Origin of the sequence: Gaetbulibacter sp. PBL-D1, assembly GCF_050509525.1 — a bacterium.
GTDB classification, from domain to species: domain Bacteria; phylum Bacteroidota; class Bacteroidia; order Flavobacteriales; family Flavobacteriaceae; genus Gaetbulibacter_B; species Gaetbulibacter_B jejuensis.
On the sequence record NZ_JBNWKB010000003.1, the window covers coordinates 72,978 to 87,132 of the forward strand.

The 14,155-nt window shown below is 32.9% G+C and carries 12 protein-coding genes; 6 read left to right on the forward strand and 6 right to left on the reverse strand.

Annotation, left to right across the window (positions count from 1 at the left end):
- Window positions 1-6: 6 nt before the first annotated feature.
- The 5 genes from efp to ACQ0RB_RS03520 form a co-directional block, all read right to left on the reverse strand.
- Window positions 7-573, reverse strand: coding sequence for an elongation factor P (gene efp / locus ACQ0RB_RS03500; RefSeq protein ID WP_129760098.1), 567 nt, complete (start codon window positions 571-573; stop codon window positions 7-9).
- A 3-nt stretch (window positions 574-576) separates the two neighbouring features.
- Complete coding sequence (gene lpxA, locus ACQ0RB_RS03505) at window positions 577-1,362, reverse strand: acyl-ACP--UDP-N-acetylglucosamine O-acyltransferase (RefSeq protein ID WP_129760099.1); 786 nt, start codon at window positions 1,360-1,362, stop codon at window positions 577-579.
- Window positions 1,363-1,456: 94 nt separating this feature from the next.
- The gene (locus ACQ0RB_RS03510) at window positions 1,457-2,863 is read right to left on the reverse strand and encodes a bifunctional UDP-3-O-[3-hydroxymyristoyl] N-acetylglucosamine deacetylase/3-hydroxyacyl-ACP dehydratase (protein ID WP_131506737.1); all 1,407 of its coding nucleotides are present in this window, start codon (window positions 2,861-2,863) and stop codon (window positions 1,457-1,459) included.
- Window positions 2,850-3,878 carry a UDP-3-O-(3-hydroxymyristoyl)glucosamine N-acyltransferase gene (gene lpxD, locus ACQ0RB_RS03515; RefSeq protein WP_129760101.1) on the reverse strand — a complete coding sequence of 343 codons (1,029 nt, stop codon included), beginning with the start codon at window positions 3,876-3,878 and terminating at the stop codon, window positions 2,850-2,852. The genes ACQ0RB_RS03510 and lpxD overlap by 14 nt, the downstream gene beginning before the upstream one ends.
- Before the next feature lie 25 nt (window positions 3,879-3,903).
- Window positions 3,904-5,133 (reverse strand): HD domain-containing protein, encoded by a 1,230-nt coding sequence (locus ACQ0RB_RS03520; protein ID WP_430496518.1) that lies wholly within the window; start codon window positions 5,131-5,133, stop codon window positions 3,904-3,906.
- Between the two features lie 35 nt (window positions 5,134-5,168).
- On the opposite strand from ACQ0RB_RS03520, the gene ACQ0RB_RS03525 reads away from it, so the two are divergent.
- From ACQ0RB_RS03525 to ACQ0RB_RS03550, 6 genes are all read left to right on the forward strand, one after another.
- The gene (locus tag ACQ0RB_RS03525) at window positions 5,169-6,722 is read left to right on the forward strand and encodes a bifunctional response regulator/alkaline phosphatase family protein (RefSeq protein WP_129760103.1); all 1,554 of its coding nucleotides are present in this window, start codon (window positions 5,169-5,171) and stop codon (window positions 6,720-6,722) included.
- 102 nt (window positions 6,723-6,824) lie between these two features.
- Window positions 6,825-7,280, forward strand: coding sequence for a tRNA (adenosine(37)-N6)-threonylcarbamoyltransferase complex ATPase subunit type 1 TsaE (gene tsaE, locus ACQ0RB_RS03530; protein ID WP_335975880.1), 456 nt, complete (start codon window positions 6,825-6,827; stop codon window positions 7,278-7,280).
- 156 nt (window positions 7,281-7,436) lie between these two features.
- Window positions 7,437-7,583, forward strand: coding sequence for a hypothetical protein (locus ACQ0RB_RS03535; protein ID WP_165353677.1), 147 nt, complete (start codon window positions 7,437-7,439; stop codon window positions 7,581-7,583).
- Window positions 7,522-8,073, forward strand: coding sequence for a hypothetical protein (locus ACQ0RB_RS03540; RefSeq protein ID WP_129760105.1), 552 nt, complete (start codon window positions 7,522-7,524; stop codon window positions 8,071-8,073). Before ACQ0RB_RS03535 ends, ACQ0RB_RS03540 begins: the two co-directional genes overlap by 62 nt.
- Window positions 8,074-8,130: 57 nt before the next feature.
- Window positions 8,131-9,330, forward strand: coding sequence for an alanine dehydrogenase (locus ACQ0RB_RS03545; protein WP_129760106.1), 1,200 nt, complete (start codon window positions 8,131-8,133; stop codon window positions 9,328-9,330).
- A gap of 80 nt (window positions 9,331-9,410) precedes the next feature.
- Complete coding sequence (locus ACQ0RB_RS03550; RefSeq protein WP_430496522.1) at window positions 9,411-9,782, forward strand: hypothetical protein; 372 nt, start codon at window positions 9,411-9,413, stop codon at window positions 9,780-9,782.
- A 32-nt stretch (window positions 9,783-9,814) separates the two neighbouring features.
- Here ACQ0RB_RS03550 and ACQ0RB_RS03555 read toward each other — a convergent pair whose 3' ends face one another.
- A complete protein-coding gene (locus ACQ0RB_RS03555; RefSeq protein ID WP_430496524.1) occupies window positions 9,815-13,912 on the reverse strand; it encodes a T9SS type A sorting domain-containing protein in 4,098 nt (1,365 codons plus the stop codon).
- Window positions 13,913-14,155: the final 243 nt, after the last annotated feature.

Here is a 14,155-nt window from a genome sequence, read left to right on the forward strand (position 1 = left end):
TTAAAGCTATTCTTTAATTCTTTCTTTGTAAGTTCCTTTTTCAGTTTCAATCTTAATCTTGTCTCCTTCATTAATAAACAAAGGAACATTAACCTCTGCTCCTGTCTCGACAGTTGCAGGTTTTGTTGCATTAGTTGCTGTGTTTCCTTTTACTCCAGGTTCAGTTGCAGTAACTTCAAGAATAACGCTTGCAGGCATTTCAACAGACAAAGGTAAATTATCTTCTGTGTTGATAAGCACAGTTACTACTTCTCCTTCTTTCATTAATTCAGGTCTGTCTAAAGCAGCCTCCAATAAACGAATTTGAGTATAGTCTTCAGTATTCATAAAATGGTAAAATTCTCCATCGTTATATAAAAACTGAAACTTGTGAGTTTCTACTCTAACGTCTTCAATTTTATGTCCTGCAGAAAAGGTGTTATCTATAACTTTTCCTGTAGTTACACTTTTTAATTTTGTACGAACAAACGCTGGACCTTTACCAGGTTTTACGTGTAAAAACTCTATAATTTTATAAATATCATGATTGTATCTAATACACAATCCGTTTCTAATATCACTTGTAGTTGCCATAAATTAATTTGATTTAAAATATCCTTTCATAATACCTCGTTGAGAGTCTTTGATAAATTGAAGTATTTCATCGCGTTCTGAAGTCGCTTCCATTTCAGCTTCAATAATCTCAGCAGCTTGGGTATTGTTATAATTTTTTTGATACAGAATTCTGTATATATCTTGAATTTCTCTAATTTTTTCGGTTGAGAACCCTCTTCGTCTTAGTCCTACAGAGTTTATACCAACATAAGACAAAGGCTCTCTTGCTGCTTTTACATAAGGAGGCACATCTTTTCTTACTAAAGACCCTCCTGTTACAAAAGCATGATTACCAATTGAACAAAATTGGTGTACAGCAGTCATACCAGCAAGTACAACATAATCACCAACAGTAATATGACCTGCTAATGTTGAGTTGTTTGAAAAAATACAGTTATTACCTACAATACAATCGTGAGCAATGTGGCAATACGCCATAATTAAACAATTATCTCCTACAACTGTTTTCATCTTATCAGTTGTGCCTCTATTAATGGTAACACACTCTCTTATAGTTACATTATCTCCAATAATTGTAAGTGTGTCTTCGTCTTTGTATTTTAAGTCTTGAGGTACTGCAGAAATTACAGCGCCAGGGAAAATATTACAGTTTTTTCCTATTCTTGCACCTTCCATAATGGTAACATTACTTCCAATCCAAGTACCTTCACCTATAGTTACATTATTGTTGATTGTTGTAAAAGGTTCTATTACGACATTCTTTGCAATTTTTGCTCCAGGATGCACGTATGCTAATGGTTGGTTCATTTTTGTAATTTTAATTTAAATAAATAGGTGAAAATGTATTCGCCTATTTGATTGACCAAAGCACTTAAAATATAAGTTTCTGTCTGGTTCATGTTTATTTCACTTTAGATATTTGAGCCATAAGTTCTGCTTCAGCGCATAACTTTCCGTTTGCATAAGCATATCCTTGCATGTGGCATATACCACGACGAATAGGTGTAATTAAATCACACTTAAATATCAATGTGTCACCAGGAACTACTTTTTGCTTAAACTTAACATTATCTATTTTCATAAAGAAGGTTAAGTAGTTTTCAGGATCTGGCACTGTACTTAACACCAGAATACCTCCTGTTTGTGCCATAGCTTCAACTATTAAAACTCCTGGCATTACTGGAGCTCCTGGGAAATGACCTGCAAAGAAAGGCTCATTCATAGTGACGTTTTTCATACCTATAACACCACTATCAGTCAATTCAAATATTTTGTCAATAAGCAAAAATGGCTGTCTATGAGGCAACATTGCCATAATTTGATTGACATCCATTAATGGTTCTTGGTTTAAATCTACACTAGGAACATTGTTACGTCTTTCATTTTTAATGATTTTAGACATTTTTTTAGCAAACTGCGTATTGATATAATGCCCTGGCTTGTTAGCTATAATTTTCCCTCTAATTCGAGTTCCTACTAAAGCTAAATCTCCTATTACATCTAACAGTTTATGTCTAGCCGCTTCGTTAGGATGATGTAACGTAAGATTATCTAAAATTCCATTTGGTTTTATTGCTAGAGTCTCTTTATTAAAAGCTACTTTAAGTTTTTCGGTAGTTTCTTTTGACAATTCCTTATCAACATAAACTATTGCATTGTTTAAGTCGCCTCCTTTAATAAGTCCATGCTCTAAAAGCATTTCTAGCTCATGTAAGAAACTAAAGGTTCTAGAGTCAGAAATATCATCTTTAAAATCGGAAATATGATTTAAAGTTGCATTTTGAGTACCTAATACTTTTGTACCAAAGTCAACCATTGTTGTAATTTGATATTCTTTTGAAGGCATAACAATAATTTCGCTACCTGTTTCTTCATCAGAATACGACACAACATCAGACACTACATATTCTTCTCTAAAATCGTCTTGCTCTTCAATTCCTGCATTTTCCAATGCTTCAACAAAGAATTTTGAAGATCCATCCATAATTGGAGGTTCTGAAGCGTTTAGCTCAATAATAACGTTGTCAATATCCATTCCAACCAAAGCAGCCAAAACATGTTCAGAGGTTTGAATAACAACTCCATTTTTTTCTAAACATGTACCACGTTGTGTGTTGGTAACATAGTTTGCATCAGCTTCGATTACTGGATTACCTTCTAAATCAATTCTTTTAAAAGAGTAACCATTATTTACCGAAGCAGGTTTAAAAGTAAGTGTTACATTTTTTCCTGTATGCAACCCAACACCTGTAAGCGAAACTTCTTTTTGAATGGTTTTTTGCTTAACGTCTGTTTTAATTATTGCCATTTACTTTTTTTTCTATTTCATTAATATCTTTTACAATCTTAGGAAGATTTTTAAAGTATACATAGGACTTATTAAAATCACCATAACTTAATGCTGGCGAACCTTGTAACACTTCATTATCCTTAATGTTTCGTCCAATTCCTGATTGTGCTTGGATTTTTACATTATTTCCTATTGTTATATGTCCTACTATACCAACTTGACCACCTATAATACAGTTTTCACCTATTTTAGTAGATCCTGCTACACCTGTTTGAGCTGCAATAACTGTGTTTTTACCAACTTCAACATTATGTGCAATTTGTATTTGGTTATCAAGCTTAACTCCTTTTCTAATAATTGTTGAGCCTAACGTTGCTCTATCAATAGTAGTAGCAGCACCAATATCTACATAATCTTCAATAATTACATTTCCGGTTTGTGGCACTTTGCTATATTCTCCTTTTTCATTAGGTGCAAAACCAAAACCATCAGCTCCAATTATAGCTCCTGAATTAATCACACAGTTTGAGCCTATGCAACTTTCAGAATAAATTTTAGCTCCAGAAAACACTATGGTATTATCACCAATTGTAACATTGTCTCCTATGTAAGCACTTGGAAATATTTTTACATTATCTCCTATTTTTACCTTATCACCTATATAAGTGAATGCGCCTACATAAACGTTTTCTCCATAGCTTGCTGTTTCTGAAATAAACGAGGGTTGTTCAACTCCGCTTTTATTAAGTTTTACCTGATTGTAATACTCCAACAATTTTGAGAACGATTTATAAGCATCTTCAACTTTTATTAAAGTTGTAGTGATGTCGTTTTCTGCTTCAAAAGTTTTATTAACTATTGTAATTGATGCCTTTGTAGAATAAATATAAGGCTTGTATTTAGGATTAGCCAAAAAGGTTAATGACCCTTCGGTTCCTTCTTCTATTTTGGAAAGTTTAGAAACTTCAACATCGGGATTTCCAATAATATCACCTTCTAAAATTCCTGCTATTTGTGTTGCTGTGAATTTCATTAATCGCAAAAATAGAAAAAATGTATCACATTTTATCCTTAGGATAACATATATAATATTTAGTCACTTGTTTTGAAAGGGACTTGATGTTGAACTGGTCTGATACTTTAGCGATGTCTACTATCTTTCCATTTTTTTGAAGAATATTAATCCCTTGCTTTTTGGCGTTGTAAGCCTGATTTGAAATTTCGCCATAAAACACAAAATACTCAGCTTCTTCTTTAGATATTGAATACTTGTTCATTAGGTTTTGAGTGTGTTTTAGCAAAACATCTTTCTTTATCCTTTTATTCTTTATTTTAACTTTAAGTAAATCTCTATTTATAATCATTTCACAAAGATTTCTCAGTACAAAATCTTCATGAAACTGCCATGTTTTCATTGCTGAAACAATATCATAATCGTCTAATCGCGAAAAGGCTTCTAGAGTATCTTTATTAAAATCATCTAGTGAGATTTCATTCTTAAGAAAATACTGCAAAGGTTCACTTGCTTGCAAATGAACTCCTTTATTAGTTAACTCCTTAGCTCTACTCAATACTCTCATTAACAACTGTTCAGCAGCTAAACTAGTTTTATGCAAATACACTTGCCAATACATAAAACGTCTTGCTACCAAAAATTTCTCAACACTATAAATACCTTTTTCTTCAACAACCAACACATCGTCAACTACGTTAAGCATAGTTATTAATCGCTCACTATTAATATTTCCCTCAGCAACTCCTGTGTAAAAACTATCACGCTTTAAATAATCTGACCGATCCATATCTAATTGACCAGATATTAATTGACATAAAAACTTTCTGGAATAGTTACCTTTAAAAATAGCTATAGCAAGCGTTAAACTTGAGTTAAATTCTTTATTCAACTGCTCCATAAAAAGCATTGAAATATCCTCGTGCGAGACTCCACTAACAATACTATGTTCCATAGCATGCGAGAACGGACCATGACCAATATCGTGTAATAAAATGGCAATATAGAGCGCATTTTCTTCTTCTTCAGAAATGGTAACTCCCTTAAAACGAAGTACATTCACCGCTTTTTGCATTAGATGCATACAACCAATTGCATGATGAAATCTAGTATGATGTGCACCTGGATAAACCAAATAAGACATTCCCATTTGGGTTATTCGTCTTAAACGCTGAAAGTATCTGTGTTCAATTAAATCAAAAATTAACGAATTTGGAATAGTAATAAATCCGTAAATTGGGTCGTTAAATATCTTAAGTTTGTTTACCTTATTCAAACTTCAATTTTTACTTTAAATTTAAACAAATATACATGAACAATATAAATATTCTTTGGGTTGACGATGAAATTGATTTACTTAAACCGCATATTCTCTTTTTAGAACAAAAGCAATATAAGGTTACTACATGCAAAAGTGGTACTGAAGCTATCGAAATTATTAACGATACTAATTTTGATATTGTTTTTTTAGATGAAAACATGCCAGGACTTACAGGATTGGAAACCTTGAATGAGATTAAAGAAAAGCGTGCTAACCTTCCTGTGGTTATGATTACCAAAAGTGAAGAAGAGTATATTATGGAAGAAGCTATAGGTAGTAAAATAGCAGATTACCTCATAAAACCTGTAAACCCAAATCAAATACTACTGAGTTTAAAAAAGAATTTGGATCATTCTAGGTTAGTTTCAGAAAAGACAACTTCTAACTACCAACAAGAGTTTAGAAAAATAGCTATGGATTTATCTATGGTTAACTCTTTTAAAGAATGGGAAGAATTGTATCAAAAACTGATTTATTGGGAATTACAGCTTGAAGATATTGAAGATGTTGGTATGACTGAGATTTTAGAATCTCAAAAAAGTGAAGCTAACCAACAGTTTGGAAAATTTATAGACAAGAACTACCCTAGTTGGTTTGATCACAACACCGAAGCACCTATAATGTCGCATACCTTATTTAAAGAAAAAGTTGTTCCTGAATTAAGCGACAAACAACCAACTCTTTTTGTTGTTATAGATAATTTACGTTACGACCAATGGAAAGCGTTTGAACCTATTGTAAACAATTACTACAAAAAAACATACGAAGAGCCGTTTTACAGTATTCTCCCTACAGCTACGCAATATGCAAGAAATGCTATTTTTTCTGGTTTAATGCCAAGTGATATGGAAAAGCTACATCCAGACCTTTGGAAAAACGACACTGATGATGGTGGTAAAAATTTACACGAAGCAGAATTTCTTGAAGCACAATTAAAACGCTTAGGGTTATCACACTTAAAACATGAGTATCACAAAATCACAAACTTAAAGTCTGGAAAAAAACTAGTTGAAAACTTTAAAGCTTTAAAAGACAACGACCTTACTGTAGTGGTTTACAATTTTGTAGATATGCTTTCTCACGCTAAAACCGAAATGGAAGTTGTAAAAGAGTTAGCTTCAAACGATAAGGCATACAGATCTTTAACACAAAGCTGGTTTAAAAACTCTCCATTATTAGAAATGATTCAACAAGCACAGCTTCTTGGTTTTAAGCTTATTTTAACCACAGACCATGGAACCATTAATGTAAAAAACCCATCAAGAGTAATTGGTGATAGAGATACTAGTTTAAATTTAAGATACAAAACTGGACGTAGCCTAACTTATGAAAATAAAGATGTACTTGCAGCTAAAGATCCAAAGACCATACATTTGCCTTCAATCACGATGAGTAGCTCTTATATCTTCGCAAAAGGCGATGTCTTTTTAGCTTATCCAAACAATTATAACCATTATGTAAGCTACTATAGAAACACTTATCAACATGGTGGAGTGTCTCTAGAAGAAATGATTATTCCGTTTGTTGTCATGAGTCCAAAATAATCTATGTAATGCAAAAAAATCCGACGAAATACACTTTTTATTGGTTTTTCTCGAATTTTATTCTTATACTTGTGCTGAATTTTATACTTAGCAAGTACAATTTTGGAAACAACTTATCAAATATCTGATATTCATTCAATTGCTGAAGCAGTTATAAAACATGCATCTTCTAGAACAATTTTGTTTTACGGAGAAATGGGTGTTGGCAAAACTACACTTATAAAAGCGATTGTCGAACATCTTGGTAGTAATGATTTGGTAAGTAGTCCAACTTTCTCACTTGTTAACGAATATTCATCTCCTTCTGATACAATTTTTCATTTTGATTTTTATAGAATTGAAAACGAGGAAGAAGCATTAAATTTTGGTATTGAAGATTACTTCTACTCTAGTGCATGGAAACTTGTAGAATGGCCAGAAAAAATTCCAAATTTAATACCAGATGACGCAGAAATCATAACAATTGTTTCTGATGAAAATGGTAAAAGAACCCTCAAATTTGACCAAAACATAAAATTAACCAAAAAAAAACCTATGGAGCAGCAAAATTTTTTGTAAAAAAAGTGACATCACACCAATAGAGCATAGTTGCAAAGTACGGAAAAACCGTAACGTTCAAGCGATTTCTGAAAATTATTTTAACATTTCTTTAACAGAATTTAACTCCTGTTGATTCTAAATTTGAAGTAATTAATTAATTAAATCCCTTGAATTATGAAAACAAAAAAGTACGTATTAGCAGTTGCTATTTTCGGTGGAATGTTATTTGCAGCACAGGCTACAAATTTAATTGACTTAAATGACCAAACAACAACAAACATCGAAAAAGCAAAAATCAAAATTCCAGGTCAAGGAAAATAGTGCTAAGTCATTAGTATATGGAACTATTATTGCTACTTTAATAGCTTTAACTCCATATATTTTTACCTTTTACGAGAGTGTCCCTAACGTTAAAGTTTGGGACACTTTTTTGTTTACATATAGCAGTAACTATTACACTAGTGCACAAATCACAGCTTGGACACTTATGAATAAGTTAATTCCGTTATTACTTATTTTTGTTTGGTTTTTTACATCAAGACATTGGTGGTATCATGCACTATTAGTGCCAATTGCAATGTATGTATATCAAGTAATTGAAATATTTAATGACGATTTAGAGTTTATAGATACTAGCAAGCAAATTTTTTATTTACTACCTGTTATGGCTATAGTTGTTCCTTCAATATATCTTATAAGAGTTAGAATATTTGATAAATTAAATGATGCTGATAAGACTATGCAAGACTTAGAAGATGAATTTAAAATTAAGCCAAAAGGTATTTTAGGAAAACTTAAAGATTACTTTTAAAGAGTTCTTTTAAAATTCAAATTATTATTTGTAATTTGAATATTATTTCAATCACAAATGAGTAAATCTTTATCTCCTTTTACAAGGGCTCAACTTTTGCCTCAAGAAGAAAAACTAGAAGTTTTAAGAAAAAAAGGCAATCTATACATTGGTATTCCAAAAGAAACTTATTTTCAAGAGAAAAGAGTTTGTTTAACTCCTGATGCAGTATCTGCTTTAGTGTCAAATGGACATAGAGTAATGATAGAATCTGGAGCTGGCGAAGGTGCTAACTTTAAAGACAAAAACTACAGTGAAGCAGGTGCCGAAGTTACCAAAGATACAGCTAAGGTCTACTCTAACCCTATTATTCTAAAAGTTGAACCACCTTCTCTTGACGAAATAAAACTTATTAATCCGCAAACGCTTCTTATTTCTGCATTACAGTTAAAAACTCAAAGTAAAAAATACTTTGAAGCTCTTGCTTCTAAACGAATTACAGCTTTAGCTTTTGAATTTATTAAAGATGAAGATGGTGCATATCCTGCTGTGCGATCACTTAGTGAAATTGCTGGAACAGCTTCAATTTTAATTGCTTCAGAATTACTATCTAATGTTAATGGTGGTAACGGATTAATGTTTGGTAATATTAGTGGTGTCCCTCCTACTGAGGTTGTAATTATAGGTGCTGGTACTGTTGGTGAATTTGCTGCACGTTCAGCAATTGGGCTTGGAGCCAATGTAAAGGTTTTTGACAATTCTATTACCAAATTACGTTGTTTACAGTCTAACCTTGGAAGAACAATATACACCTCAACCATTCAACCAAAAAACTTAATTAAAGCCCTAAAACGCTGTGATGTTGCTATTGGAGCTGTAAGAGGAACCAATAGAGCTCCTATTGTTGTTACTGAAGAAATGGTTGGCAGCATGAAAAATGGATCTGTTGTAATAGATGTTAGTATTGATATGGGAGGCTGTTTTGAAACTAGTGAAATTACAAATCATGACCATCCAACTTTTGAAGTCAATGGAGTTACTCACTATTGTGTACCTAATATTCCTGCTCGATACTCTAGATCTGCATCAGTTTCTATCAGTAATATTTTTACACCTTATCTACTAAAAATTGCTGAAGATGGTGGTATTGAAGATGCTATCAGGTTTGATAGAGGTTTAAAAAATGGTTTATACTTATATCATGGTGTTTTAACCAATAAGTCGGTAGCTGATTGGTTTGGTCTTAACTATAATGACGTAAACTTGCTTATTTTTTAGTTCAATTCATCTTTACTAAGTTGGAGTTTTGCTAAGGTTAAAAAGGGTTGTATTTTTACAGAAAATTTTCAATTTAACTAATGAAATTAATACAACGTATAGGTTACTACTTAGGAGGATTTTCAATAGGTTTAATACTTTTAGCCTTTTTTTTAAGAGGAAAAAATACTTCGTGTGATTATGGTCCAAACGCAAGAACCATTAAAAACATTTCAATTAAAAAACGATTGCTCTCTGATGAAACGAAAGCAATTATGAATACTCATGATATAGACACTACTACTATCACTAATTTAATTTTAACTGGAGATGTTAACTTTCAAGAAAGTGATACAAAGTCTGAAGATTGCAAAACTTATGTTATTGAAAACAAGTTAAATAAAAGTAATATTGCACTTCATATCAAAAACTGTGATTCAGTAGCTACTGTTCTTTCAATAGATTTTAAATAAAAAAGACTTGGATAACCAAGTCTTTTCTTTTTTTATCGAATAGGAATTTTTTTAACGAGTGCTTTATCATCGTATATCAACCTGATGATATAGATTCCTCTAGAAAATGAGCTTGTATCTATTTCTTTTATAACAGTTGACTCATCTTCTTCTTCAAAATCAATAGAAAACACGTGTTTTCCAGTAATATCAAATATAGACATGTTATTTACATTAACGCTTTGATAACCTGATACGCGTACTTTTAACACATCTGTTTGTGGGTCTTGATATACAAGAAAATCAAACTCCTCAGGCTCATCAGGAGTTTCAATTGATGAACAATCAACCACTGAAACAATTACTGAGGTCTCATCAAAATCTAACGCATTAAATACTGTTACCGAATATTCTAAACTCTCTTCAGGCGATACAGTTATGCTTTTAGTTGTATCTCCTGTACTCCATAAATACTCATCTCCTCCTGAAGCGGTAAGTGTAACAGTCTCTCCTAAACAAATTTCATTTTGCTCAACATCAACAACTGCTGTAACTTCTTCTAACACATTAACTGTTATTTGTTTCTCATCTTCACAATTGTTTATAAATCCTGTAACTGAATATGTTGTTGTAACACTAGGATTAACAGCTATGTTAGGCTGAGTTGCACCATTGCTCCATTGGTAACTATTAGCTCCTGTTGCTGATAAAGTAATATAATCACCTTGCAGTATCATAACTTCATCTCCATTTTGAATAATAACATTTGGATTAGGATTAACAGTAACTGTGACTTCGTCTTCATCTTGTTGATTACCTACATAAGCAATAACCGAATAGGTTGAGGTTGAACTAGGACTTACTGTTATACTTTGTGTAGTAGCTCCTGTACTCCATAAATAACTATCACCTCCTGAAGCTGTCAAAACAGTTTCATAACCTTGACAAATACTCACATCATCTCCTGCATTGGCTATTACTAAATCTTCAACAAAAACAACAACAGAATCAGACGCTTCACAGCCATTTGTAAATCCTGTAACTGAATAAGTTGTAGCCTCTGCTGGACTAACAGTTATACTTTGAGTAGTAGCTCCTGTGCTCCATAAATAAGTATCTGCTCCTGTAGCTGTAAGCGTAGTACTTTCTCCTACATTTATTGCAACATTAGAACCTGCATCAACAATTGGCAATTCATTCACAGTAACCATCACTTGATCAGTACTTGAACAACTGTTTTCAAAAACTTCAACTGAATATGTTGTTGTTTCACTTGGTGACACAGTTATACTTTCTGTAGTTTCTCCTGTACTCCATAAATATGTACTTCCTCCTGAGGCTGTTAACACAATAGAATCTCCAAAACAAACAGACACATCGTCTCCTGCATTAGCTATGGGAAGTGCATTTACTGCTACTGTAACATCATCTTGATCTGAATTACTTCCAGATTCATCAAAAACTGTAACAGTATAGGTTGTTGTTTCACTTGGACTTACTGTTATGCTCTGTGTAGTTTCTCCATTACTCCATTCATACGTTTCTCCTCCTGTAGCTGTTAAAACAACTTGTTCTCCTTCACAAATTGACACATCTTCTCCTGCGTCTGCAACTACATTGCTACCTTGCAAAAAAACAGTAACAGTGTTCGTGTTTTCACATCCATTTGTAAATCCTGTAACTGAATAAGTTGTTGTCTCTACAGGACTTACTGTTATACTTTGGGTAGTTTCTCCTGTACTCCATAAATAAGTATCTGCTCCAGTAGCTGTAAGCGTAGTGCTTTCTCCTACATTTATTGTAACATTAGGACCTGCATCAACAATTGGTAATTCATTTACAGTAACCATCACTTGATCAGTACTTGAACAATTGTTTTCAAAAACTTCAACTGAATATGTTGTTGTTTCACTTGGTGATACTGTTATACTTTGAGTAGTTTCTCCTGTACTCCATAAATATGTACTTCCTCCTGAAGCTGTTAGCGTAATAGAGTTACCAAAACAAACAGACACATCTTCTCCTGCATTAGCTATGGGAAGTGCGTTTACTGTTACAGTAACATCATCTTGATCTGAATTACTTCCTGATTCATCAAAAACTGTAACAGTGTAGATTATTGTTTCAGTTGGACTTACTGTAATACTTTGTGTGGTTTCACCTGTACTCCATTCATACGTTGCTCCTCCTGTAGCTGTTAAAACAACCTCTTCTCCTTCACAAATTGACACATCTTCTCCTGCATCAGCAACTACACTATTATCAACAACTGTTACAGTTACAGTATCAGAAGCTTCACAATCAGCCACAAAACCTGTTACTGTGTAAGTAGTAGTTTCGATTGGACTTACTGTTATTGACTCAGATGTCTCATCAGTATCCCATAAATATGTATCTCCTCCTGAAGCAGTAAGCGTAGTACTTTCTCCAAGATTAATTGTTACATCTTCTCCTGCGTTAATTATAGGAAGCTCACTAACAGTTACTAGTACTTCATCACTACTAGAACAATTGTTTTCAAAAACTTCAACTGAATATATTGTTGTTTCACTTGGAGATACAGTTATACTTTCTGTAGTATCTCCTGTACTCCATAAATATGTACTTCCTCCGGAGGCTGTTAGCGTAATAGAGTTACCAAAACAAACAGACACGTCTTCTCCTACATTAGCTTCGGGTATTGCATTAACAATAACTATTACATCATCTTGATCTGAATTACTTCCAGATTCATCATAAGCAGTAACAATATAGGTTGTTGTTTCTGTTGGACTTACTGTAATACTTTGTGTAGTTTCACCTGTACTCCACTCATACGTTGCTCCTCCAGAAGCTGTTAAAACCACCTCTTCTCCTTCGCAAATCGACACATCTTCTCCTGCGTTTGCAGTTATGCCTGTTGGATCTTGTGGTGCTTCTACAACCCACAACAAAGGATAAGAATTGTTTTCTAAGCTAGCGTTATCCCAATTACTTGCGAATATCACCTTAGAACCATCTCTATTTGGTACTGCATGAGCTTGATGGCTATATCCTGAATTTAAATTAGTATTATGCTTGGTAAATCTTTCTATAGTTTGAGAATTATCTAACTTAATAGCAAAAATCTCTCTTGTTGCTTCATAATTATTTACATTAGACGGATGCCCTTGTTCACTTACATAAGCCCATCCTGGTCTGTCTAAATTTCTAGTACTAATATGTCCTCCCCAAAGGCCACTATCACCTGATCCTCCTGAGAATGGAAAAATTCCTTGTTTTGCTCCATTATCTAATCTTGCATAAGACAAACTATAACCACTAACACCTTGGTATGCCACATAAACTTCATTTCCTTGAGCATCGTATCCTATATCTCCATGAGGTCTTCCGCTATATAAGTGTATTTCATTATTCATATACTTATCATAAGCTTTAATGCCCTGCAATGGTCCTGAACCATCAGAGTATCCACTCATTACTACATATTCACCAGATTGTGATACTGACACCCAATCAATATTAGCAGTTCCTAGAGACTTTGTTCCTAGAATTTCATCATTAAAAATATCGTAAACTAATATCGTTTTTTGTGATCCACTAGTTGCTATTAAAGCCACATAACGATCATCATTGGACAAATTACCTTCTCCATCTCCAACACTTACAGATGAATATCCTGAAAATGTTTTTAAAACAGTTTCATTTTGTGTAACTATATTTCTTCTGAATAATTGGTTCTCATGTGAATCATACGTAATGTCTGGTTCAACATTACTCCATAATGAACGACAATAAGCAGTTGTTAACACCTCATAAGTATTACCATCTAAAATTTTTGATGGCCAACCTGCAGTCATAATTTTAGTGCCATCAGCATTCCAAGGTTGCTTTTTGGCATAAATATGTCGTAATTGAGAACAATCACAACCAAATACATTTTCATCACTTATTCGGGTAACATTATTACCTGTTAATGGGTCCGTAAACGTAGCTAAATAATCAGGCACACTAGTTGGTACTTGATAAGTTCCCCAATCAACTGAATTAACATTAACATCAGGTGGGTAAACTTGAGCTATACTATAATACGATACAAATAAAATTAAACACAGTGCTTTTTTTAAACACAATAGGCCATAATTATGGCAACCAAAATTTAGGGGCTTCATCTACTATTAATCTTTGGGGCTTGCTATTATACTGGCAATCTATATAAATAATATCTAAAAATACGTTTTAACGCATTAATATTCGACAAAAAGAAAATATTTGAAATACTTTTCTTACAAATAAAGATTTTTCAGGATGAAATAGTGATTTTAGCGTCAACAAATATACGTGCAGAATGTAAAAAAAGTCGACTAACTACACAATTTTAACGTTTAAAAGTAAATTCCTACATAATTGATAAT